This is a genomic window from Rhodanobacter thiooxydans LCS2, from assembly GCF_000264375.1.
Lineage (GTDB): Bacteria > Pseudomonadota > Gammaproteobacteria > Xanthomonadales > Rhodanobacteraceae > Rhodanobacter > Rhodanobacter thiooxydans.
In genome coordinates this window covers 20,114-45,024 of the sequence record NZ_AJXW01000061.1, presented here as the reverse complement: position 1 = coordinate 45,024, position 24,911 = coordinate 20,114, and the positions used below count along the sequence as shown (strand labels likewise).

10 protein-coding genes and 1 CRISPR repeat array are annotated in these 24,911 nt (G+C 65.0%); of the genes, 9 read left to right on the top strand and 1 reads right to left on the bottom strand.

Features of this window, described 5'->3' with window-relative positions:
- Window positions 1-322 precede the first annotated feature (322 nt).
- Window positions 323-2,548, bottom strand: coding sequence for an NADP-dependent isocitrate dehydrogenase (locus tag UUA_RS12685; RefSeq protein ID WP_008437481.1), 2,226 nt, complete (start codon window positions 2,546-2,548; stop codon window positions 323-325).
- 142 nt (window positions 2,549-2,690) lie between these two features.
- Between UUA_RS12685 and UUA_RS12680 the strand changes: the two genes are divergently transcribed.
- The 9 genes from UUA_RS12680 (at window position 2,691) to cas2 (ending at window position 18,201) form a co-directional block, all read left to right on the top strand.
- Window positions 2,691-6,044, top strand: coding sequence for a DEAD/DEAH box helicase (locus tag UUA_RS12680; protein WP_008437479.1), 3,354 nt, complete (start codon window positions 2,691-2,693; stop codon window positions 6,042-6,044).
- A 159-nt stretch (window positions 6,045-6,203) separates the two neighbouring features.
- Entirely contained in the window at window positions 6,204-8,996 is a 2,793-nt protein-coding gene (cas3g, locus tag UUA_RS12675; RefSeq protein WP_081491560.1) for a type I-G CRISPR-associated helicase/endonuclease Cas3g, read from the top strand.
- The gene (cas8g1, locus tag UUA_RS12670; protein ID WP_008437477.1) at window positions 8,986-11,352 is read left to right on the top strand and encodes a type I-G CRISPR-associated protein Cas8g1/Csx17; all 2,367 of its coding nucleotides are present in this window, start codon (window positions 8,986-8,988) and stop codon (window positions 11,350-11,352) included. Before cas3g ends, cas8g1 begins: the two co-directional genes overlap by 11 nt.
- The gene (locus tag UUA_RS12665) at window positions 11,345-12,490 is read left to right on the top strand and encodes a type I-G CRISPR-associated protein Cas7 (protein WP_008437476.1); all 1,146 of its coding nucleotides are present in this window, start codon (window positions 11,345-11,347) and stop codon (window positions 12,488-12,490) included. The genes cas8g1 and UUA_RS12665 overlap by 8 nt, the downstream gene beginning before the upstream one ends.
- Window positions 12,487-14,271: a type I-G CRISPR-associated protein Csb2 gene (csb2, locus tag UUA_RS12660; protein WP_008437475.1), complete on the top strand. Its 1,785-nt coding sequence runs from the start codon at window positions 12,487-12,489 to the stop codon at window positions 14,269-14,271. The genes UUA_RS12665 and csb2 overlap by 4 nt, the downstream gene beginning before the upstream one ends.
- 230 nt (window positions 14,272-14,501) lie before the next feature.
- Entirely contained in the window at window positions 14,502-14,816 is a 315-nt protein-coding gene (locus tag UUA_RS12655) for a helix-turn-helix domain-containing protein (protein WP_008437474.1), read from the top strand.
- Entirely contained in the window at window positions 14,813-16,069 is a 1,257-nt protein-coding gene (locus UUA_RS12650; RefSeq protein WP_008437473.1) for a type II toxin-antitoxin system HipA family toxin, read from the top strand. The genes UUA_RS12655 and UUA_RS12650 overlap by 4 nt, the downstream gene beginning before the upstream one ends.
- 94 nt (window positions 16,070-16,163) lie before the next feature.
- The gene (locus tag UUA_RS12645) at window positions 16,164-17,885 is read left to right on the top strand and encodes a CRISPR-associated endonuclease Cas4/Cas1 (protein ID WP_008437472.1); all 1,722 of its coding nucleotides are present in this window, start codon (window positions 16,164-16,166) and stop codon (window positions 17,883-17,885) included.
- A 25-nt stretch (window positions 17,886-17,910) separates the two neighbouring features.
- Entirely contained in the window at window positions 17,911-18,201 is a 291-nt protein-coding gene (gene cas2, locus UUA_RS12640) for a CRISPR-associated endonuclease Cas2 (RefSeq protein WP_008437470.1), read from the top strand.
- Between the two features lie 228 nt (window positions 18,202-18,429).
- Window positions 18,430-24,816: direct repeats of the CRISPR family, unit length 36 nt; unit sequence GTGATCCGCAGCGAAGAGCTGCGGCCTCATTGAAGC.
- Window positions 24,817-24,911 lie beyond the last annotated feature (95 nt).

Below are 24,911 nucleotides of genomic sequence, written 5' to 3'. Positions count from 1 at the left end.
GAGGTTGTGAACTTTTCAACCTCTCAGACCGGCCACGGCGAGGGCATGGCGAGGGCATGGATGCCCGAGTTGAGGCAACGCAGGAGCAGTTGCCCGATGCCTGAGTCGAGGCAACGCAGGGAGCGGTTGCCCAAGGGCCGGACATGAAACAGTCATGCCAGTGACTGTTTCATGTGAGCGAGTCCGGGCGTATACCGGACTCGCGACTGAAGAAAACCACAGGAAGTGGTTTTCTTCACAAGCTCTGAGCAGAAGGTTGCCGACCGGCAAAAGCAGACGGGGCACCGCGAGGTGCCCCGTTGCGTGACGCAGGATCGGCAGCTCAGGCCGACAGCTTCGCCAGCGCCGCGTTGAACGTGGCGCTGGGCCGCATCGCCGCGCTCACCCGCGCCAGGTCGGGGTGGTAGTAGCCGCCGATGTCGACCGGCTTGCCCTGCACGCGCACCAGTTCGTCGATGATGGTCGCCTCGTGCTCGGTCAGCGCCCTGGCCAGCGGCGCGAACTTTGCCTTCAGTGCCCGATTCGCATCCTGCGCAGCCAGCGCCTGCGCCCAGTACAACGCGAGGTAGAAGTGGCTGCCGCGGTTGTCGATGCCACCGAGCTTGCGCGAGGGCGACTTATCGGTGTCGAGGAACTTGCCGTTGGCCTGGTCCAGCGTCTTGGCCAGCACGTCCATCTCGGCGCTGCCCTGGCGGCCGGCCTCGAACTCCAGCGACGCGGCCAGCGCGAGGAATTCGCCCAGCGAATCCCAGCGCAGGTAGTCCTCTTCGAGGAACTGCTGCACGTGCTTGGGCGCACTGCCGCCGGCGCCGGTCTCGAACAGGCCGCCGCCGGCCATCAGCGGCACGATCGATAGCATCTTCGCGCTGGTGCCCAGCTCCATGATCGGGAACAGGTCGGTAAGGTAGTCGCGCAGCACGTTGCCAGTAACCGAGATGGTGTCCAGACCCTGGCGGATGCGCTCCAGCGAGAACTTCGTGGCGGCCACCGGATCCATGATGCGGATGTCCAGGCCGCTGGTATCGTAGTTCTTCAGGCAGCGCTCGACCTTGGCGATCACCTGGCGGTCGTGCGCACGGGCCGGATCGAGCCAGAACACCGCCGGCGTGTGCCGCGCGCGGCTCACCGCCAGCTTCACCCAGTCCTGCACCGGCGCGTCCTTGGTCTGGCACATGCGCCAGATGTCGCCGGCTTCCACCTCGTGCTGCAGCAGCACGCCGCCGGCCTCGTCGAGCACCTTCACCACGCCATCGCCGGCGATCTGGAAGGTCTTGTCGTGCGAGCCGTATTCCTCGGCCGCCTGCGCCATCAGGCCCACGTTGGGCACGCTGCCCATGGTGGCCGGGTCGAACGCGCCGTGCGCCTTGCAGTCCTCGATCACCGCCTGGTAGACGTCGGCGTAGCAGCGGTCGGGGATCACCGCCTTCACGTCCTGCAGCTGGCCCTGCGCGTTCCACATCTTGCCGGAGTCGCGGATCATCGCCGGCATCGAGGCATCGACGATCACGTCGCTGGGTACGTGCAGGTTGGTGATGCCCTTGTCGGAATTGACCATCGCCAGCGCCGGGCGCTTGGCGTACTCCGCGTCGAGGTCGGCCTTGATCGCCGCCTGCGTCGCCTCCGGCAGCGTGCCCAGGCGCGCGTACAGGTCGCCGATGCCGTTGTTCGGGTTGAAGCCGGCCTGCTTCAGCGCATCGGCGTGCTTCACCAGCACGTCCTTGTAGAACTCGCCGACCGCCACGCCGAACATGATCGGGTCGGACACCTTCATCATGGTGGCCTTCAGGTGCAGCGAGAACAGCACGCCCTGCTTCTTTGCATCCTCGATCTGCGCGTCGATGAAGGCGGCCAGCGCGCGGCGCGACATCACCGCAGCGTCGATGATCTCGCCGGCCAGCAGCGCGGTCTTCGGTTTCAGCACGGCGTGGCTGCCGTCCTTGCCGAACCATTCGATGCTGACGTTGCCGGCCTTGTCGATCAAGGCGGACTTTTCGCTGCCGTAGAAATCACCGCCGTCCATGTGCGCCACGTGGGTCTTCGAATCGCGGCTCCAGGCGCCCATCTTGTGCGGATGCTTGCGCGCGTAGTTCTTCACCGAGGCCGGTGCGCGGCGGTCGGAATTGCCCTCGCGCAGTACCGGGTTCACCGCGCTGCCTTTCACCTTGTCGTAGCGCGCCTTGACGTCCTTTTCGTGCGCGTCCTTCGGCTCGTCCGGATAGTCCGGCAGCGCGTAGCCCTGACCCTGCAGCTCCTTGATCGCCGCCTTCAGCTGCGGCATCGAGGCGCTGATGTTCGGCAGCTTGATGATGTTCGCCTCCGGCGTGGTGGCGAGGCGGCCCAGCTCGGCAAGGTCGTCGGGCACGCGCTGGCCTTCCTGCAATGCCTCGGGAAACAGCGCGACGATGCGCGCGGCCAGCGAGATGTCTCGCGTCTCCACCTTGATGCCCGCAGTGCCGACGAACGCGGTGACAATCGGCAGCAGCGACTGCGTGGCGAGGAACGGGGCTTCGTCCGTGAGGGTGTAGATGATCTTCGGCGTCTGGGGCATGGCGTGCGGGGATTCCCTGGCAAGGGCGGCAGAACCGCGGATGGCAATGTTCCATTGTCGCGCGAATGCCGGCCTCGGGCCACCGACGACGCCGCCGGCATGCAAGAATCCACGTTTGCCGGATGCCGATCCGCCCCGATCCATGCGCAACGAACTCACCCGCCTGCTGCAAGACGCCGAATGGCGCTCGAACTTCGACGACCGTACGCTGGCACGCGCCCGTGTCTATGCGGCCGACGGCAGCGTGTCGACACTGCGCAGCCACATCGAGAACGGCGTGCACATGCTCAGCGCGCAGGTCGAGGGCAGCCGCGGCGAGCAGTACGACTGCCAGGTGGACGTGCACGACCACGGCGAATGGCTGACCCTGGACTGCGACTGCAGCTGCCCGGTCGGCGTGGATTGCAAGCACGCCGCCGCCATGCTGCTGGTGGCGACCGGCGACGTCGTGCGGACAGCAGCGCCGACCGCACCGGCCCGGCTGCAGCCGCAGCGCGCCAAAGCGGATACCGCCGACAGCAGCACATCGGGGCTGGCCTCGTGGGAGGACTGGTTGCGCACGCTGCAGCCACCTGCACCCAGCCACGAGGCCGAGCCGGACCGCCGCTTCGGCGTGCTGCTGCGCGCCGGCGGCGGATCGCCGGTCGCGGATCTGCTGGCCTGGCCGGCGTGGCTGCGCCCGTCGAAGCAGCGCAACCGCAGCGAGCTGGTCGATCCGCAGCCGCTGCAGCTGGACCCGCGCCGCGGTGCGGTGCCCACCCCGGCCGGCGGCTGGCCGATCGAAGCCGCCGCCGCCCTGGCCACCCTGGTACCGCACCAGTACGTGATCGTCGGCAGCCAACGTTGGGTGCCGATCCGTGCTGCCCATGAAGAACAGGCGCTGGAATGCCTGCTGGCACACTTCCCGGTCTGGTTCGAGCGCGGCTCGATACCGCTGCAACGCGCTGAAGCGCGGCCCCTGCAGCTGTACTGGCAGGAGGCCACCGACGGCAGCCAGCAGTTGCGCGCACGGGTGGACGCCGAGGACGCCGTGCTGCTGCGCGGCGCCGGCCTGTGGTACGTGCAGCCCGCGCAGGGCCGCTACGGCCGCGTCGACGGCGACCCGTACTTGCTCGACCGCCTCTCATACGCACCCGTGCTGCAACCTCCGCAAGTCGCCGCACTGCGCCTGCGCCTGCAGCGCGGCAGCCCGGCGCTGCCCGAGCCGATCGACCGCGGCCCGGCCCACGTGGTGCGCGAGCGCCCGCAGGCGGTGCTGCGGCTGCGCACCGTCACCCTGCGCAAATGGGCCGGAAAATCCCACGACATCGGCGTCGCACGTGTCGAGTTCGACTATGCCGGCGCGCGCCTGCCGCCAGCCACCCGCAAGCATGCGGTCGAACGAAGCCTGCACGACGGGCGCCTGCACGAGATCCACCGCGACCTGTCGGCCGAGCGGCAGGCAGTCCAGCGGCTGGAACAACTCGGCGCCGCGCGCTGCGGCCCGACCCTGTACGAGTACATCACCCACGACCACGACTTCGCCGCCAACGACGTGCTGCTGCATCCGCACCCCGGCAAGCCGCCACTGGCGCCGCGCGATTGGCGCGACGCCATCGACCAGCTCGCTGCCGCCGGCTTCCGCATCGAGTACGAACCTGGCTTCCCGCACGACGAACTGGTCGACATCGATGCCTGGCACGCCGACATCCAGCCCAGCGGCCAGGCCTGGTTCGACGTCTCGCTCGGCATCGACGTCGGCGGCGAGCGCGTCGACCTGCTGCCGATCCTGCGCCGCGTACTGGCCGACCCGGCCTTTCCGCGTGTCGCCCCCGCGCGCGAAAGCAAGCGTGCCACCTGGCGCGTGACGGTGGATGAGAATCGCAGCGTCGAGATTCCGCTGGCGCGCCTGCGCACGCTGATCGAACCGCTGCTGGAATGGCTCGAAGGCGGCGAGGCGCTGCGCCTGCACCGCAGCCAGGCGCGCGCGCTGCAGGCACTGGCCGACGACAACCAACTGCACTGGCGCGGCGGCGACGCGTTGCGCGCGCAGCTCGTCCTGCTCGACCATGCCACGCGCAGCACCAAGGCGCCGAAGGGCTTCAAGGCCAACTTGCGCCCGTACCAGCGCGAGGGCCTGGCCTGGCTGGACTTCCTCGGCGCGGCGGGCCTGGGCGGCATCCTCGCCGACGACATGGGGCTGGGCAAGACGGTGCAGGTGCTGGCGCACCTCCTCGGCGAAAAACAGCGCGGCCGGCTGGATGCGCCGGCACTGGTGGTGGCGCCGACCAGCCTGGTCGGCAACTGGCAGGCCGAGGCGGCGCGCTTCGCCCCGGCGCTGAAGGTGCTGGTGATCCACGGCGCCGACCGCGCCGACCGCTACGACGAGATCGCCGCGCACGACCTGGTCATCACCACCTACCCGCTGCTGCCGCGCGACCGCGACAAGCTCATCGAGGCGAAATTCTCCCTGCTGATACTCGATGAGGCGCAGGCGATCAAGAACGCCGCCAGCCAGGCCGCACAGGTCGTGCGCGAGATCCCCGCCACGCGCCGCCTCGCCATGACCGGCACGCCGCTGGAAAACCACCTCGGCGAACTGTGGGCGCAGTTCGACGCGGTGGAACCGGGGCTGCTCGGCAGCCAGCGCCAGTTCGCGCGCTACTACCGCACGCCGATCGAGAAACACGGCGACCGCGAGCGCCAGCAGCGGCTCAACCGGCGCATCGGCCCGCTGCTGCTGCGCCGGCGCAAGGACGACGTGCTCGCCGACCTGCCGCCCAAGACCGAGATCGTGCGCACGCTGGAACTGGAAGACGACCAGCGTGCCCTGTACGAAACCCTGCGCCTGGCCCAGCACGAACGCGTGCGCCAGGCGGTGGCCGAACGCGGCCTCGCGCAGAGCGGCATCATCGTGCTCGACGCCCTGCTCAAGCTGCGCCAGGCTTGCTGCGACCCGCGCCTGGTCAAGCTCGCCAGCGCGAAGAAGGTGAAGGCCAGCGCCAAGCTCGACGCCCTGCTGGAACTGCTCGACGGCCTGCTCGCCGACGGCCGCCGCGTGCTGCTGTTCTCGCAGTTCACCGAGATGCTGGGCCTGATCGAAGCGGCCCTGCACCAGCGCGGCATCGCCCACTACACCCTCACCGGCCAGACCCCGGCGCGCGAACGCACCGCCATGGTCAAGCGCTTCCAGCAGGGCGCGGTGCCGCTGTTCCTGATCAGCCTGAAAGCCGGCGGCGTCGGCCTCAACCTCACCGCCGCCGACACCGTGATCCACTACGACCCGTGGTGGAACCCCGCCGTGGAAGCGCAAGCCACCGACCGCGCCCACCGCATCGGCCAGGAGAAACCGGTCTTCGTCTACCGCCTGATCTGCAAAGGCACGGTGGAGGAAAAGATCCAGGCCATGCAAGGCCGCAAGGCCGAATTGGCCCGCGCCGTGCTCGAAGGCGGCGGCGCCACGACGCGGCTGCGGTTTGACGAGAAGGATCTGGAGGCGTTGTTCGGGGGGATGTAGGAGCATAAGAATGCTCGACATCGCCGCCGCAGTCTCACGATCTGAGACCTAAATCGTTTAGTAAGCTACTGGACGCACACTACTACATTCAGTACGCGTCCCTTATCGCGATTTCCCGCGACACCTGACAACTAGCTAGATGAGCCGCAGCGTAACCATATGACGCGAAAGGACTCCTTCCAGGCATTTTTCCGTACTGCTACCCGCGGATTTTCGCCACACGATTGGCAGACGCTAGTGGCGCTCGATGGTTTGCCTGACGTGCTTTCCGTTCCAACAGGACTTGGGAAAACGGAGACTGCGTTGGCGTGGGCATGGCGGTTGCTTGTCGATAAGCAACCAGAGCCGTTGCACCTCGTGGTGTGCCTGCCGATGCGTAGTCTCGTGACCCAGACCGTGCAGCGGCTGCAAACCTACTTCGATGCGCTCAAGGCAAAGAAACCCGAGGTCGGCGTCGCGGTTCATCAGCTCATGGGCGGCGCCATCGATGACGAGTGGGTGGGACAGCCCGACAAGCCTTGGGTGCTCGTCGGCACGCAGGACCAGCTTCTCTCTCGCGCTCTGAACCGCGGCTACTCGATGAGCCGCTTCGAGTGGCCGATTCACTTCGGCCTGCTCAACAACGACTGCCGGTGGCTGATCGATGAGGTCCAGCTCATGGGGCCGGGCCTGTGGACGACGTCACAGCTCGACTGGATGCGGCGCAAGCGGTTCGAGTCGCTGAAGCCGTGCCCGACGACGTGGATGAGCGCCACGGTAGGCCAGTCGTTCCTCGGTACTACGGATAGAGTGCGTGATGCGCTCGCCGAGCCATCGAACGAGCAGATCGCATTCGAAGGCAAGCTCAAGACCGCGCTTAATGGTGACGCAGGGCTCAAGTGGTGGCGCGCGGCGAAGCGCCCTCTGGCATGGTGGCACCCAGAGGCAGCTGCGCAACCGACTACCAGCGGAGGCAAGAAGCGAGGCGCAGCAAAGTCCGCTGCAGCCACGGCCGCCACGCCTAACGCCATCGCCGCCTCCGTGAAGGCGAAGCACGTAGCTGGCACGCTCTCGCTCGTCATCTGCAACACCGTCGACATGGCACGCGCGGTATTTGGCGCGTTGCCTTCGGCCAACCACAAGGTTCTCCTCACGTCACGGTTTCGTCGCGAGGACCGCGCACGTCACGAGCAGCGCCTCATCGACTTCGACGCCCAGCGCAAGGCGGGCGGGCTGCCGGAGCACGATCCAGGCCTCATCTGCGTGAGCACGCAGGTCATCGAAGCGGGCGTGGATATCTCGGCGCATCGTCTCTTCACCGAGCTTGCGCCGTGGCCATCGATGCTGCAGCGCCTGGGTCGATTGAACCGAAAGGGGGACGACCAGGAAGCTCAGGCTTGGGTCTGGGAGACGCCGAAGGAAGGCGGCAACAAGAAGGTCGAGCGCATCGGGCCGTACGAAGCCGCAGATATCGAACGCGCCAAGAAGCTCGTCGAGGCTTTCGCCTCTCTCTCTCAAAACAAGGCGTTCTCGGAGGCCATCGCCGGGCTGAACGCGTGCAAGCAGAAGGATGCCTTGCAGCCCAAACCGAGCCCGCTGCCACGCGCGCTCGACGTCCATGGGCTCTTCTCCACCGAGCGCGACGTTCACGGTGGCTTCACCGATGTCAGCGCCTTCGTGCGCGGCACCGATCCCGATCTCGACGTGACGGTGTTCTGGCGCTACTGGACCGGTGACAGCCCTCCGCGCGGTAAGGAACTCGACGGCCCGCTGCTGGAGCCCGCGAAGGAGGGCTGTCCAGTCTCATTCGTTCGCGTGCAGAAGATGATCGAGAGCAGCAAGGCCAAGGCGTGGCTGTGGGATGACGAGGCCGATCGCTGGGAGCGCGTGAACCACTGGGACATCCGGCCCGGCATGCTCGTGATGTTCAAACACGACGTCGGCGGCTACGACGCTACTCAAGGCTGGACGGGCGACAGGGCGAACGTGCTCGCCGAAGTGCCCCGTGCCGGGCGTGGCGCGACGCTGCGGGACGATGCGTGGACCGAGGTCGGATACTGGTCGAAACTCGACGTCCACCTCAAGGATGCGAGAGACGCGGCCGAGAAGCTGAGCACCGCGCTCTCGCTGACCGGCGACACGAAGACGGCTGTCGTGGAGGCATCGGGGCTCCATGATCTCGGCAAGGCGCATCCGCAGTGGCAGGCCGCGTTGCCCGATCGCTCTGGCATTCCCAACGCGCCGCTCGCGAAGAGCCCGCGCGTCGTTGCCGCCGACGTCGTGGGCGATGCCTCTGTTGTTCGCGCCGCGTTCGCCAGCCTTCGACCGCAGGCACACGCGCTGCCCGACGAGACTCGTCGGCGTGGTCGAGAAGACGTTGTTCGCCTTCGATGGGCCATCGATGACAGGCTCAACGAAGCCGAGCTGAAGTCGCTGCGCGCCGTCACCGGCGTGCGATGGGCCGGGCACCTCCAGTTCCACCCCGGTCTCCGCCACGAGGTCGCCTCTGCGCTCGCGATGTGGAGGCGGTACCAGGATAGCGAGACGAAGCCCTATCCAGCGCTCGCGGTCTACCTTGCGGCGGCGCACCACGGAAAGGCCCGGACCGTGATGCGGTCGACGACTGGCGAAGACGATGTCTTCGGTGTCCGAGTTGAGCCGAACGTGTTGACGGTCGGCGACGACCAGTGGCCGCTCGACTTCTCGATCGCGAAAGACGGCGCCGAGGGTCGCTGGGAGGGCAGCGAGTTCGTGCAAACCGGGCATGGTTGGACCGGCCTGGTGGCCGATCTGCTCGGCCCATGGCGCCCCGAGGAGACGAGCGACGCTGGTGTCGTTCCGGCGGACGAGCCACGTCAGCTCGGTCCCTTCGCGCTCGCGTATCTCGAAGCGCTCGTTCGGATCGCGGATTGGCGCGCGAGCGCGCAGCCGAGCGCCAGTACCAAACCGAGCGAGGTGCGCGATGGCCGCTGAAGTTCGACTGGCCGTGCTGGCTTTGCCGGGACTGTGGCCCGACAGCCTCGGCAACTACCTCGCGTCGCTCGGGCTCCTGCGCGTGCTTGCCAAGCGGTGGCCGAGCACACGCATCGCGTGGCGGGACGAAGTGCTGCAGGTGGTCGGCGGCCCGAACTCGCTCGACGAACTGCTCGACGAACTGGTGCGGATCGCTGATACACAGGAGTGGACCCAGTACAACAAAGCGTGGTCCGACGCGCAGAAGGAAGGGACCAAGGCCAAGTCGGGAGCTCCTCTGGCAGCATGGCAAGCCACTGCGCAGGAGTCGGCAGTTCAGCTATTCGCTGCTCACGCGGTACCGCACTCGCGTGTGAGCTTCAATCCACTGCTTGGAAGTGGTGGCAACGCAGGTCGTCGTGACTTCGCCGCAGGATGGAAGAAGGCTGTCAGCGCTCTCAAAAGTGCCATCAGCACCCTGAAGGAGGCGAGGACGGAACACGCGAATGCCCTAACGGCAGCCGACCAAGTTCGCAACGACGCGCTGAACCAAGTGGAAGCGAAGCATGGCGAGGCGATCGCCAATGCAGCCAGCGCTCGCACGGAGGTGACGCGCGCCAAGGCGATAAGCAAGGCTGACGACGCTCGCACCAAGGGAACCGAAAAGGCCCACGAGAAGCATCAGGCCTCCGTTAAAAAAGCGAACGACACCCTCCGCAAGGTTGTCCAGCCCCAGGACCAGCTCAAGGTTCTGTTGCAAGGGCAGCCATCTGACTGGCTCGCTGAGAAGCTCGGAGCCGGGTCGTGGTTCAGCGAAGCCACGAAACTCTACAACAGCGGCCAGGCACCTGCGCGCGAAGGGCAGGTTTCGCCGTGGGCGATGGCACTTGCCTGCGAAGGGTTGTCGTTCCTCGCCGGCGGTGCATCTCGACGACTCGGGGCTCGGTCTGCACGTGCCGTCGGTGCCTTCCCCTTCGTCACGCAACCCATTGCCGCGAGCGAAGAAAAGGAGGCGGGCCGACTCCGTGGCGAACTCTGGATTCCGATTTGGAGCCGACCGATGTCGCTCGCCGAGGCAAGCTCGCTGTTTTCGCGTGGACGCGCTGAGCTACATGGTCGCGGAGCACTCACGCCCGCCGCCTTCGCCTCGGCGATCCGAAAGAGAGGTGTGGACGGCGGGGTCAGCGAGTTCCGCCGTTTCACGCTCGGTCGTACGACGAGTTCGAACACGTTCGAACCTCGCTTGGAGACTCGCCTTCCGCTCGCCCCAGACGCTGCGTCGGGAGCGGCGACGGCGACAACGCTCGAGCGCGTCACCGCGCTGATAGAACAGCGCAGCTTTCCGAAGGACGGGAAGCGCTTCGTGGGGCTTCGTGGCCCCATCGAGTCGACGCTCCTCGACGTCGCAGCCGAGCCTGGCAACCACGAAGCCGGCATCGCACTGCTCGACGCGTTGGTCAGCGCGCTGGACCGCATAGACCGGAACCGCAGCTTCCGCGAGGGCAAGGTCCGGTGGGAGCCCTTGCCCCTCGAGTGGCTGGCGTCGCTCTTCGCCGATGAACAGCCCGGCGTCGAGGCACGCCTTGCCCTGTCTCTCGTTTCTTCCTTCCCGAAGACGCTGCCGTTCACGGGGTTCCGCTTTGGCGTGGAGTGGGCCCGCGAGCTGAGCGGCAACCATGTCTACGACTGGACGACCGAGCCGAGGTGGTTCGAGCACTCGAAGGTCGCGCCGGCGCGGTGGACGTGGGGTCCAGGGCGACTGGCCCGTGTCCTCAGTGCGGTGCTGTCGCGTCGGCTCCTCGAGGAGGAGCGACTCGACGCGACCGGTACCCGGCGTCCGCGCAACCGCGCACCATTGCTTGCGACCACGTCGCACGCTCGTCGGTGGCTGGCGGGTGACTTGGACGAAGAGCTGCTCCTCGCCTGGCTCTCGCGGCTTGCGCTCTTCGACTGGAGACGCGTTCCCAATGAGTTTAGCGGCGTCATCGCACCCGATGGCGACGTACCGAGCGCCGACGGAGAGCTTGCGCTCCTTGGGCTCCTCCAGCCCCTGATCGATCGGCGCCCCCTAGTCGTCCGCGACCTCTCCGACGACCTGCTCGCGGAAAAGACCGGCGCACGAACGACGGAGGCTGCGCGCGCTCTCGTCACGCTGATTGGGGCAGGCAATCTCGACGCCGCGGTACGGCTTGCGAGCAGCCGCTACGCGATGGCTCGTGCGCACCTCGCGGCCTTCGACGCAACGTTCGCCGTCCACGAGCCGGGCCGCCTCGTGGCGGCCCTGCTGTACACACTTTCTGACCGCGATAGGGCGGTCCTGTTCAAACGCTGGCTTCGTCCTCGACGCCGGCCGCAACGAGGAGAAGCTCATGCCTGAATCAGAGAAGAAGAGTCCCCCGAAGAAGCTCACGCCCGCAGACGTTCTGAAGGGCGAGTCCCCGCTCGTCCTGACCGCGACGCTCGAGCCGATAGTCGGCGACCGCTTCCAGCCCGCCGGGTTCCCCGAGATCGGACATGTCATCTACAAGGCGCCGCGCAAAGACGGCAGCACCGAGAACGTCTGCATTGTCGACAGCGCGGCGAGCATGGCCAACCACCTTGAGACGGTCTGCCAGCGCGGCGCCCACGACCTCGACCTTGTCGAGGATCTCAGTGGGATGCCGCACATCCGGTGCGTGACAAGCACGACGGAGGGCAAGGAGCCGACGAAGGACCGTGAGGTCGTCGTCACGAGTATTACCGAGGGACATCGCATCGCATCCGATTACTTCCTTGACGGCGTCGTCCTTAGCGGAGATGCCAAAGCAACAAAGAAGAACAAGGATGGGAAGGACGAGCCGCTCACCCTGAGACAGAACCTTGTTGACCGCTTTGGCATTGTCCTTCCCGACGGAAACAAGGCACATCCGCCGGCCAGCCAGTGGTGGAACGTCTTCAAGACAATCTTCGAGGTCGACCCCAACTCGCTCGTTCACGGTGTGCTGTTTCCAAAATGGCAGATCAAGATTCCGCGCGCGCTTACCGCGCACCTTGAGGCGTTCGGAGCTAGTCGCGTCGATCGGTCTGGTGTGAAGTTCGATCGGCTCGACAAGACGACGTCGGGGCAACCCATCTTTGCAGTCGATGACGCGACCGCCGAGTCGATCCGCGCGACGTTCGTCATCGACGCCAGCCTTATCCGGTCATTCGGGCGCAAGAAGGGGGAGACCACGCTTGGCCTCTCTGAAAAGCAGCAGGAGTTCCTGGTCGCGCTCGCACTCTGGAAGGTTCAAAAGCTCCTTGAGTCGCCCTTCCGCTTCCGATCCGGATGCCACCTCCGGCGCACGGCCATCAAGAGCTACGAGCAGGACGTCGAACTCGACGTCGACATCAAGACCGCCATCACGGCCGCAGGCTTCGGTGAGCAGCGCATCACGGACGTGTTCTGGCCGCGCGAAGAATTGTATCGAGAGGGCCAGGCAGGTTCGGCAACCGGCGGCGACGAAGACGACGGTGCGGAAGAGACCGAGGGATGAAAATCGTCCTCCGACAAGAATTCCCGCTTGGGCGATTCCACGCCACGCCGTGGCGCGTGAACCCCTACGACGATCCGCATGGGGAGTGGCCGCCGAGTCCCTGGCGCCTGGTGCGTGCCGTGACCGCACGCTGGTACCAGTGGGCGCGCGAAGCAGTGGAAGAGCCCGACGTCGCGCAGCTCGAGACGCTGCAGACTGCTTTGTGCAAGAGCACATACGCGTTTCATCTGCCGCCTGGCTCGCGGAAGGGAACTCCGCTTAGGCAGTACCACCCGACCGAGTTTGCGATGGACCCGCCGAACTGGCGTGACGTGGGTGTCTTTGCGAGGACACCCAAGGTCCCAAAGAAGGGCAAGAAGGGACAGCAAGGCGAGAAGGAACTCTCCGAGGACGAGAAGAAGATCGAGAAGCAGGTCAAAGAGCAGAAAATTAAGAAACTGTCACTGGAAATCGCCGACGGTGGGCGATGGACGATCGAGGTCAAGGCCCTCAAGCAAGCAGCCCGTGACGACGCGAACATCAAGCGCCTCGAACAGATCCTTGGAAAGCCGGCGGAGGACTGGCAACGCATCGCTGACGCAGGAAGGCGCAGCTACGGCACGAGCCTCGTTCAGGACAACTACTGGTGCGTTCCGCCAGGGGAGCCTGTGTGGTGGTTCATCGAGGGATGTGAATGGACCGACGACCTTCGCGAGTTGCTCGGTCTATGCCTGGAGCGAATGACCTACTTCGGACGCGCCGAGACTCTCACGCGCATTCGCGTGGCCAACGAGTCAACCTCAGTCCCGCAGGCTAACTGTACGCTCGCTGACAAGCGCGGGGCAGGCGCTGCTCCCGTGCTGTCGCCGCTCGCCACGGCCACGCGCGAGGATATCGAGCGAACGACTGACAATCCTGAGGCAGTGAGGCGAACCGTCCCCATGGGCGCGAGGTGGCTCTACACAGTTCGACCGTCGCGACCCGCCGCGCGCGAACGGAGGCGCGTGACAGCACATCGGCAAGGCTGCTTTTTATTGCAGTTTGCGATCGGCTGGAACGTCCAGCCTGACCAGCGCGCCATCGTGCGCCTCACGTCACGCTTTCGGGGCGCCACGATTCGCGAGTTGCTTCGGCTTAAAAGCGGCGACAACGAAATGACCTGGTCGCGCGCCAGCCGTGAGCTTCGCGAGGCAGTTACGGCCATGACTGGCAAGACGGTCGACGGCAACCCACTCGTTGGTCCTCGACGCCACGCCGAATTTTTCGCTTGGTGCGAGGATCGCAAACCAACTCGGCTGCTTGTATGGAGAGGCGCGCGTTCGTTCGATGCTGATGAGCAGGATGCGATTCTGCGTGCCGCAATGCGTGATGTGTCCCTGGCTTCAACGGTAGATGGCCTAGACGAATGGAAGGTGCGGTTGATCGCGTTGGATCAAGACGTTGCGGTACCACCGGGATTCGACAGCCACCCCTCAACCACCTGGGAATCGGTGACACCGTTCGTGCCCGCCCGTTACCACCTGCGTGGAGGCAAGGAGCGCGAAGGCGAGTCTGTGGTCAATCAGATTCGCCGTGAATTGCTCCAGCGTGGGATTGAACAGGATGTTGAGGTCGATTTTTTCGGTCCTCCTCAATGGGTCTCAGTGCATGTACCGCGTCGGCAGGTGAAAAAACGCGTGCTTGTTGGCGATCGCCGTGGACAGATGTTGCAACTGCGATTTTCCTCCCCTGTCCACGGGCCGATACGGCTCGGCCACTCCAGTACGTTTGGGCTGGGCTTATTCAGGCCAATCCGTGAATAGCAGGCAAGATAAATACTGAGCCAGTGTCGCTTCCGTCGCTTCCGAAGCCAGCGTGGACTGAGCCAGCCTGATCGCCTGGGCAGCTTCTGGAGGCTGACCTTTGCCCGACCGCTGAGCGGCCCGCTGGCACTGGGCTTCGCCTGCCACTACGGTTTGGGAATGTTCAAACCCATGCCTTCAAATAGAAAATAAAATTGCTTTATGTCATTTAAAAGCATATTTTATTGTCCATGCCAAAGCGCACCCCGCCCATCTTCCCCGCCGCCGCCGAGCGCCTCACAGCCCTCGGCGCCCGCTTGCGCGCAGCACGCCTGCGGCGGCGCATGACGCAGGCAGCCCTGGCGGCGCGGGCCGATGTGTCGTTGCCCACCTTGCGCAAGCTGGAGCAAGGCGAAGGTTCAAGCAGTCTGGCCACTTTGCTGCGCGCGATGGAGGTGCTGGGACTGGATCACGACATCGACCTACTGGCCAAGGAGGACGAACTCGGCCGCCGCCTGCAGGACATTCGCCAGGTGGGCGCGCCGCGCGGCAGGCGCAAGCCGTGAGCGCGCGTTCCGAAACCGTGCTGGACGTGGTGCTGGACGACGCCACGCTCGGGGCAACCATGGCCATCGGCAGCTTGCGCTGCGAGCGGAGCGGTACCAGCGAGGCGATCGGCTTCGCTTACCACCGCGACTACCTCGAACAACGCCGGAGCGTGGCCATCGCGCCCGACCTGCCTCTGGTCGCAGGGCCGTCGTGGCCTGCGCGCGAGCAGGCCTTGTTCGGCATCTTCCGCGACATTTCGCCGGATCGCTGGGGCCGCATGCTGATGGAGCGGCGCGAGGCGCTGGAAGCGCGCGAAGCGAAGCGGCGCCTGCGGCGTCTCTCCGAATGGGATTTCCTGACCGGGGTGGACGACTGCACGCGCATGGGCGCCTTGCGTCTTCGCCGAACCGAGCCGCCGCACGCCTGGGTCGATGAGCGCGAGCGCAGCGCTCCGCCGGCGACGCGTTTGCGTGAGCTGGAAGCGATTGCCCGCGAACTGAGCCGAGAGGATGCCGAGGAGCGCCCTGAGTACGCGCGCTGGCTGGCGCAACTGATGGCTCCTGGCACCAGCATGGGCGGGGCGCGTCCGAAGGCTACGTTTGCCGACGAGCACGGAGCGCTGTGGTTGGCCAAGTTTCCCGCCCACGACGATCGTCGCGACGTCGGCGCCTGGGAATACCTGGCCTGGCGACTCGCCAGGGCTGCCGGCCTGATCGTCCCTGACGCCCGGCTGTTGCGCTTTGGCCGTGGCTACCGCAGTTTTACCGTGCGGCGCTTCGACCGTCAGGGCGATTCGCGTCGCCTGTATGCCTCGACCATGACCCTCACCGGCCGCAATGACGGCGAGGGCGGCAGCTATCTGGATATCGCACAGGCCATCCAGCGCCACGGCGACCCGGGCGGCATTGGCGACGACCTTGCCCAGCTCTACCGGCGCATCGCGTTCTCCATCCTGATCGGCAACCGCGACGATCACCTGCGCAACCACGGTTTCCTGCGCACATCCGACGGATGGCGGCTGGCACCCGCTTTCGACATCAATCCGAACCCGGACAAGCGCGAACATGCACTGGCGATCGATGCGCACGATCCCAGCCCGCGGCTGGCCAACCTGCGAGCCACCCACACCTTCTACCGGCTCGACGGAACGCAGGCGAAAGCCATCGAGGCCGAAGTGCGCGACGCCGTGGCTCATTGGCCGGCCATCGCCACCGAACTCAAGCTGCCGCGCACGGCGCGCGATCAATTGGCTGCCCTGATCGGCGATTGAAGCTGCCACGCATGGCGCAAGAAGTTGCCGTCCCAGCCGCGCGGTAGTAAAACCCGGATACGGATCGGCGAACGCCACAAGGGAGCGGCTTTCGATGGAACCGAAGCAGGGGGATCTCGAACTTCCGTTTCCGGAGCTGGGCGGCGATCAACCGCCGATTCCGGTGCGCATGCTCAACGAGCACGTTTACTGTCCGCGCCTGGCTTACCTGGAATGGGTGCAAGGCGAGTGGGCCGATTCGGCGGACACCGTGGAAGGCCGCCACAAGCACCAGCGCGTGGACAAACCTTCCGGCGACCTGCCCGATGCCGAAACCGCCGAGGAAGAACACGCCGAGATCCATGCGCGCTCGATCACCCTGTCCTCCAACAAGCTCGGGCTTGTCGCCAAGCTCGATCTGATCGAAGGCGAAGGCAGCACGGTCACTCCCGTCGACTACAAGCGCGGCAGGCGCCCGCACACTGCACGTGGCGTCTACGACCCGGAACGCGTGCAGCTGTGCGCCCAGGGCCTGCTGCTGCGCGAGCATGGCTACACCTGCGAGGAAGGCGCCATCTACTACGTGGCCAGCAAGGAGCGCGTCGCCGTTGCCTTCGATGACGAGTTGCTTACGCTCACCCGCAACGCCATCGCCGAGCTGCGCGCCATGGCTGCCGGCGGACGCATCCCCGCGCCGCTGGTGGACAGCCCCAAGTGCCCGCGCTGTTCGCTGGTGACCATCTGCCTGCCGGACGAGGTGCAGTTCCTTCATCAGCTCGAGCTGGCGCCACGCCCGTTGGCCGTGCCGCACCACGAAGCGTTGCCGCTGTACATCCAGCATTACAGCGCCAAGCTGGCGAAGAAGGGCGAGGTGCTGGAGGTGACCGACAAGGACGGCCACATGCTCGCCAGCGCACGTCTGCGCGAGGTTTCGCAGGTGGTGATCCAGGGCAACGTCTACATCACCACGCCATGCCTGCAGGAGCTGATGCAGCGCGACATCCCGGTAAGCTGGCACAGCTACGGCGGCTTCTTCTTCGGCCACACCCAGGGCAACGGGCACAAGAACGTGGAGCTGCGCACCGGGCAATACCGCGCCAGCTTCAACGACGCCACCTGCCTGCGCCTCGCCCGCGGCCTGGTGGCCGCCAAGATCACCAACTGCCGCACGCAGCTACGCCGCAACTGGAAGCCGGAAGAGAAACCCGAGCGGTTGCTTGCCGACCTGAAGCGCATCCGCCAGCAGGCCGAGCGCGCCGAAAGCCTGGAGACCCTGCTCGGCATCGAAGGCCAGGCCGCCGCGCTGTACTTCGGTCAGTTCCGCCAGACCTTGAGGCCGGCCACGCCAGGCGACGAGGCTTTGCTTGCCTTCGATTTCACCCTGCGCAACCGGCGCCCGCCCACCGACCCCGTCAACGCCATGCTGTCGTTCGCTTACACGATGCTGGCGCGCACCTGGACGACTACGCTGACGGCCGTGGGTTTCGATGCATTCCGCGGCTTTTATCACCAGCCACGTTATGGCCGCCCCGCGCTGGCGCTGGACATGATGGAGCCGTTCCGCCCTTTGCTGGCCGACTCGGTGGTCATGCAGGTCATCAACAATGGCGAAGTACGCCCCAGCGACTTCGTAAGCGCCGCAGGTAGCGTCAACCTCGATGCCAGCGGGCGCAAGCGTTTCATCGCCGCCTTCGAGCGCCGACTCAGCCATGAGATCACGCATCCACTATTCGGTTACCGGTTGAGCTATCGCCGACTGCTGGAGCTGCAGGCGCGCCTGCTCGGGCGCTTTCTGCTCGGCGAGCTCGACGACTACCCCAACTTCACGACACGCTGAGCGCGTCGCAACCTGCGAGACGACCATGGACGAACATCTGTACCTGGTGACCTACGACATCCGCGACGACAAGCGATGGCGGCGTGTATTCAAGACCATGAAAGGGTTCGGTGAATGGTTGCAGCTGTCGGTCTTCCAGTGCCGTCTGAGCCGGCGTCGGCACGCCGAAATGCTGCAGCTGCTCGACGGCATCATCCTGCGCCGCACCGATGCCCTGCTGGTCATCGACATCGGCCCTGCCGACAAGGTCAAGCCTCGCGTGGTCAGCCTGGGAGACAAGTTCGACCCCGTCGCCAGGGAGCCCATTATCGTTTGACCTTCAAACCTTCACCCTCGTCTTCTCTCGCCCCATCGCCACGAGCACTCCAGTGACACCGCGAAACCCGGCCACCGCTCGCACGGCAACGCTCTCTGACAATCAAGCAGTTACCCGCCCATGTTGCCATCCGGCATCACGCGCGCTAGCTTGGCATGCGAGCGTGGCAGATACCTCTCGCACGCAACCACCAAACAGTCAACCCGCACAACGACTTGCGGAAGGACTGTGATCCGCAGCGAAGAGCTGCGGCCTCATTGAAGCAGGAGTCCACGTCATGTCCAACAATCAGCCCGCAATGTGATCCGCAGCGAAGAGCTGCGGCCTCATTGAAGCGTACTGCGTGTCCAACTGCTTCTGCGAGTTGAACAGGGTGATCCGCAGCGAAGAGCTGCGGCCTCATTGAAGCTTCCAAAGGTCAGAACCCCATTGAACATCCTGCGTGGGTGATCCGCAGCGAAGAGCTGCGGCCTCATTGAAGCCAGTGTGTCGATGCGATCCTGTCCGGCCTTGTAAAAGGTGATCCGCAGCGAAGAGCTGCGGCCTCATTGAAGCCGGATAACCACCCGCTTATCGAGTGGCGCTACGGGGTGATCCGCAGCGAAGAGCTGCGGCCTCATTGAAGCGATAAACCGTCAAGCGTTCTATATCGAACTCGCAAAAGGTGATCCGCAGCGAAGAGCTGCGGCCTCATTGAAGCCAGGGCCATGATGATCAGGTCTCCACGATGCGCTGGGGTGATCCGCAGCGAAGAGCTGCGGCCTCATTGAAGCAAGGTGAGCCTTCTCCATGGCCAGTTCTCTTGAAACGTGATCCGCAGCGAAGAGCTGCGGCCTCATTGAAGCGATTCGCGCTGGGCGCGGATCTCGGCGGCAGACTCTTGTGATCCGCAGCGAAGAGCTGCGGCCTCATTGAAGCCCGTACACAGAAATCATCGGAAGCGATCAGTACCTGGTGATCCGCAGCGAAGAGCTGCGGCCTCATTGAAGCTGAACCGGGGCCAAAGACTCACCCCGATGATCTGACGTGATCCGCAGCGAAGAGCTGCGGCCTCATTGAAGCTTGACCGGCGCGCACTGGGCCTCAAGTGCCGCGACCGGTGATCCGCAGCGAAGAGCTGCGGCCTCATTGAAGCTCGTCGGCACGCTCGGCGCGCTCGGCGCGCAGGGCGGTGATCCGCAGCGAAGAGCTGCGGCCTCATTGAAGCGTCGATGAGCTCGATGCTAACTTCGATGATACCCATGTGATCCGCAGCGAAGAGCTGCGGCCTCATTGAAGCCAGGTGCTGTACACCGCGCCCAGGTCGGCCACCTGGGTGATCCGCAGCGAAGAGCTGCGGCCTCATTGAAGCCTGCGCGAGATGCTGCCGGCGCTGAACGCCACCGCGTGATCCGCAGCGAAGAGCTGCGGCCTCATTGAAGCCTCACCCCTGGACGCGGAGTGTATGGAAACCCCGTAGTGATCCGCAGCGAAGAGCTGCGGCCTCATTGAAGCGCGGTAACCGTGCGTCGTCACGCGGTCCTTCTCCCATGTGATCCGCAGCGAAGAGCTGCGGCCTCATTGAAGCTGCAACCAGTCCAACCCCTGCACCTCGTCGAAGTAAGTGATCCGCAGCGAAGAGCTGCGGCCTCATTGAAGCCAGCGATCACGCAACTTTCCAGTGCACCTCGGCGGCGTGATCCGCAGCGAAGAGCTGCGGCCTCATTGAAGCTTCGATCTCTGGAATGAGACCGTCCGCATACGCCAGGTGATCCGCAGCGAAGAGCTGCGGCCTCATTGAAGCGGCGCGCTGCCGGACGTGGGCAGCAAGGTGGTCTATGGTGATCCGCAGCGAAGAGCTGCGGCCTCATTGAAGCATGGACGACGTGCGCGCCAAGCGCCTGCCGCGCTACGGTGATCCGCAGCGAAGAGCTGCGGCCTCATTGAAGCGAAGGACACTCCATGACCTTCTCGGTACAATCTTCGGTGATCCGCAGCGAAGAGCTGCGGCCTCATTGAAGCCAGTTGCCATACGCAGGAGGAACGTAGGCCGAAGCCGGTGATCCGCAGCGAAGAGCTGCGGCCTCATTGAAGCTCGATGTAGCCGCCGGCGATCGTCAGGCCGTCCAGGTGATCCGCAGCGAAGAGCTGCGGCCTCATTGAAGCGGGCTGTAGAGGATCGACCACGGCGAGCCCAACTTGGTGATCCGCAGCGAAGAGCTGCGGCCTCATTGAAGCTTCGCGTACCACGCGCGCTGGCCGGCGGTCAGGGTGTGATCCGCAGCGAAGAGCTGCGGCCTCATTGAAGCTACGCGGCAGCCTCGCCGGCGCCCCCGTCCGTGGGTGATCCGCAGCGAAGAGCTGCGGCCTCATTGAAGCGACGTGATCCTGGTCGACGACCTCACCCGCTTTGGCCGTGATCCGCAGCGAAGAGCTGCGGCCTCATTGAAGCGATGCCGATGGCGCTGGATACGGGTTCGGTCATGCGGTGATCCGCAGCGAAGAGCTGCGGCCTCATTGAAGCCGGCACTGGGAGGCCCCAAGACGGCCCTCTCGCTGAGTGATCCGCAGCGAAGAGCTGCGGCCTCATTGAAGCAACTTCCCCCGCAAAGCCCTCGCCAGCGCCCTGCGGTGATCCGCAGCGAAGAGCTGCGGCCTCATTGAAGCGTGGCTTCCAGCTGCAGCCCGGCGTTCACCGCAAAGCGTGATCCGCAGCGAAGAGCTGCGGCCTCATTGAAGCTTCTGGTAGGCCGCCAGCGACAGCAGGCCGCCACGTGTGATCCGCAGCGAAGAGCTGCGGCCTCATTGAAGCTGCTGGACACCGCCGGCGGCCAGCTCGTCTACGTGGGTGATCCGCAGCGAAGAGCTGCGGCCTCATTGAAGCGGCCTCCCGGAAGACGTTGCGAGATACATGGCGCCTGTGATCCGCAGCGAAGAGCTGCGGCCTCATTGAAGCAAGTCCGGCGATGTGGTCCGGCATGAGTTCGGGTCGTGATCCGCAGCGAAGAGCTGCGGCCTCATTGAAGCTGCGCCAGACGGTGGTGCCGCCCGCCTTGTACACCGGTGATCCGCAGCGAAGAGCTGCGGCCTCATTGAAGCCACCGGTGCGGTTCCGATGAGTTTCTATTGCACGGGTGATCCGCAGCGAAGAGCTGCGGCCTCATTGAAGCAGCGTAGACCGTGCCAGCGTCCGCCATGACCACCGTGGGTGATCCGCAGCGAAGAGCTGCGGCCTCATTGAAGCTTCAGCGCGGCGAGCGGATGCGGCTCATCCGCCGCAGTGATCCGCAGCGAAGAGCTGCGGCCTCATTGAAGCGAATACACACTGGCCGGCGTGTCCGTGCTGGCCTGATGTGATCCGCAGCGAAGAGCTGCGGCCTCATTGAAGCCCGCCGACCGCTTTTGCTGTCGCGTTGTATGGGATCGTGATCCGCAGCGAAGAGCTGCGGCCTCATTGAAGCAGCAGGTCGGTGCTGCTGAGGGAATTGAGCGTGCCGTGATCCGCAGCGAAGAGCTGCGGCCTCATTGAAGCTGCGGGTTTCTCGGTGCGCTATGCGCCTGGGCGGCGGTGATCCGCAGCGAAGAGCTGCGGCCTCATTGAAGCTACGTGACCGAACTTGCGCGCCAGGCGGCGCTGGAGGTGATCCGCAGCGAAGAGCTGCGGCCTCATTGAAGCTGGCGCTTGCGGCAGTATCAGCGTGACCGGCTCCGTCGTGATCCGCAGCGAAGAGCTGCGGCCTCATTGAAGCGGCGTACAGCTTGTCGGCTGCCGCGCGGAGGCTCACGTGATCCGCAGCGAAGAGCTGCGGCCTCATTGAAGCTTCACCATGGCGCTGTCGGCGCCGGACTGGTCGAGGGGTGATCCGCAGCGAAGAGCTGCGGCCTCATTGAAGCTTGCCTAAAGGGTTGCGACTACGCCGCCGAAGCGGCGTGATCCGCAGCGAAGAGCTGCGGCCTCATTGAAGCCTGCAGCTGGTCGATGCTTACCGGCCAGCGCACGCGGTGATCCGCAGCGAAGAGCTGCGGCCTCATTGAAGCGCGAGGCAATGCGCTCGCATCGGCGCGTGCTTGTGCGTGATCCGCAGCGAAGAGCTGCGGCCTCATTGAAGCTCGAACGCACCGCGCAGGGCGGTGACCTTCTGCTTGTGATCCGCAGCGAAGAGCTGCGGCCTCATTGAAGCCAGCCACGCGCCGAGCATGCCGGCCGTCTCGCAGATGTGATCCGCAGCGAAGAGCTGCGGCCTCATTGAAGCAACTGCGGCGAACACCGCCACCGTCTGCCCGACCATGTGATCCGCAGCGAAGAGCTGCGGCCTCATTGAAGCTTCGTCAACGATGTGACCGGCGAGCAAGGCGCGCGGGTGATCCGCAGCGAAGAGCTGCGGCCTCATTGAAGCAGGATCTAAGCCATGCGTATCATCGCGGCATTCCCCGGTGATCCGCAGCGAAGAGCTGCGGCCTCATTGAAGCGATACCGAGACCGACGTGGTGGAGGGTCACGAGAAGTGATCCGCAGCGAAGAGCTGCGGCCTCATTGAAGCTGCGGCTGCGCGCCGCGCATACGTGATGCCAGGGTTGGTGATCCGCAGCGAAGAGCTGCGGCCTCATTGAAGCAAAGGCGATGCGCTCATGCTTTTCACGAGACGTAAGGTGATCCGCAGCGAAGAGCTGCGGCCTCATTGAAGCTCGGTTTCGATGCGCACGGCCTCGGCTCGCGCCGCATGTGATCCGCAGCGAAGAGCTGCGGCCTCATTGAAGCTGGGCCATCAGCAACTCAATGACGCCGTTGCCGGTGGTGATCCGCAGCGAAGAGCTGCGGCCTCATTGAAGCCGGAGTAAAAAGAGACTTCCTCCCCTTTCGGCCTCGGTGATCCGCAGCGAAGAGCTGCGGCCTCATTGAAGCTCCCCGAGCGCGGTGCTGGACGGCACGGTGAACGAGTGATCCGCAGCGAAGAGCTGCGGCCTCATTGAAGCTTCGCCGGTTGTTCGGCCGTGGGATACCGCCGCCGAGGTGATCCGCAGCGAAGAGCTGCGGCCTCATTGAAGCATGGGGTATCCCGTGGAATGGGACTACTGCGCGCCGTGATCCGCAGCGAAGAGCTGCGGCCTCATTGAAGCCAGATTTCGCGGGCTGGTTCGTACTGGTCGCGCTGTTGTGATCCGCAGCGAAGAGCTGCGGCCTCATTGAAGCCGTTCTTCTTCTTGCGCTGTTTACCATTTTTGTCTCGTGATCCGCAGCGAAGAGCTGCGGCCTCATTGAAGCTAGATGCGGCCATCGGCCAGGCGCAAGCGCATGGCGGTGATCCGCAGCGAAGAGCTGCGGCCTCATTGAAGCTAGCGATAGCCGGTGGCGCGGCTCACGCCGAAGCGAGGTGATCCGCAGCGAAGAGCTGCGGCCTCATTGAAGCCGATACTCATGTGCCCGCTCCTCATGCGTGAATTTCGTGATCCGCAGCGAAGAGCTGCGGCCTCATTGAAGCCACAACCCCCGCACCGGCGAGCCGTGGCTACACGACGGTGATCCGCAGCGAAGAGCTGCGGCCTCATTGAAGCACAGGATCGTAGTGCAGCGGAACATTAGACGAGGTGCGTGATCCGCAGCGAAGAGCTGCGGCCTCATTGAAGCGGCGTCGTGCGCCGCGCGGCGCCGTCCATCCCTACGGTGATCCGCAGCGAAGAGCTGCGGCCTCATTGAAGCTATCAGATCGACCACGTATCCACGACCTCGGCGCAGGTGATCCGCAGCGAAGAGCTGCGGCCTCATTGAAGCGACCAGGCCACCCGCGACAGCGCGGGCGCCTTCCTCGTGATCCGCAGCGAAGAGCTGCGGCCTCATTGAAGCACCAGGTAGGCCACCGCCTGCTGCGCCTGCGGCTTGGTGATCCGCAGCGAAGAGCTGCGGCCTCATTGAAGCGACAGGATGCCCTTGGCGTACATGCTGGCGTTGCGGTGATCCGCAGCGAAGAGCTGCGGCCTCATTGAAGCGACGCGGTGCTGGCGGCCTCCTTCACGCCGCAGCGCGGTGATCCGCAGCGAAGAGCTGCGGCCTCATTGAAGCATGGTGGCTACGGCGTCGTAGCGCTTGCCCAGCCGCGTGATCCGCAGCGAAGAGCTGCGGCCTCATTGAAGCGCCGGCGCGCTGTCCGCGATCAACCAGCAGATGCTGGTGATCCGCAGCGAAGAGCTGCGGCCTCATTGAAGCGCGCGGCTCAACGGCCTGGACGATCCGACCAAGCGCCGTGATCCGCAGCGAAGAGCTGCGGCCTCATTGAAGCACCACGAACAGCCCCACCGACGTGCGCAGCAACGCGGTGATCCGCAGCGAAGAGCTGCGGCCTCATTGAAGCTCGAAGTCCTCCACGCTCTCATTGGCCGGGTCCCAAGTGATCCGCAGCGAAGAGCTGCCGCCTCATTGAAGCAGCGGCACCGAGCAGATCTTCATCGGCTTCCGCAGGTGATCCGCAGCGAAGAGCTGCGGCCTCATTGAAGCTCGATCGCCCAGAAGGGTTCTTCTTTCTCGATATGCTGTGATCCGCAGCGAAGAGCTGCGGCCTCATTGAAGCATGTTCCGACGACTGCGGCCCTCTAACCGAAAATGCAGTGATCCGCAGCGAAGAGCTGCGGCCTCATTGAATCGCCAACGGTACGGAATCGCCGACGGCACGCAGCGGACCTCCGAGATTTTCACCAGCTGAAGGGCTCTATTCTGTGCCAGCTATATGGTTATGGCC

Excerpts from the sequence above, each read along its gene's own strand:
- cas8g1 (WP_008437477.1), top strand. The coding sequence starts at position 8,986 with ATGGCCGCTGAAGTTCGACTGGCCGTGCTGGCTTTGCCGGGACTGTGG.
- UUA_RS12645 (WP_008437472.1), top strand. The coding sequence starts at position 16,164 with ATGGAACCGAAGCAGGGGGATCTCGAACTTCCGTTTCCGGAGCTGGGC.
- cas2 (WP_008437470.1), top strand. The coding sequence starts at position 17,911 with ATGGACGAACATCTGTACCTGGTGACCTACGACATCCGCGACGACAAG.
- UUA_RS12655 (WP_008437474.1), top strand. The coding sequence starts at position 14,502 with ATGCCAAAGCGCACCCCGCCCATCTTCCCCGCCGCCGCCGAGCGCCTC.
- UUA_RS12665 (WP_008437476.1), top strand. The coding sequence starts at position 11,345 with ATGCCTGAATCAGAGAAGAAGAGTCCCCCGAAGAAGCTCACGCCCGCA.
- UUA_RS12680 (WP_008437479.1), top strand. The coding sequence starts at position 2,691 with ATGCGCAACGAACTCACCCGCCTGCTGCAAGACGCCGAATGGCGCTCG.
- UUA_RS12685 (WP_008437481.1), bottom strand. The coding sequence starts at position 2,548 with ATGCCCCAGACGCCGAAGATCATCTACACCCTCACGGACGAAGCCCCG.
- cas3g (WP_081491560.1), top strand. The coding sequence starts at position 6,204 with ATGACGCGAAAGGACTCCTTCCAGGCATTTTTCCGTACTGCTACCCGC.
- csb2 (WP_008437475.1), top strand. The coding sequence starts at position 12,487 with ATGAAAATCGTCCTCCGACAAGAATTCCCGCTTGGGCGATTCCACGCC.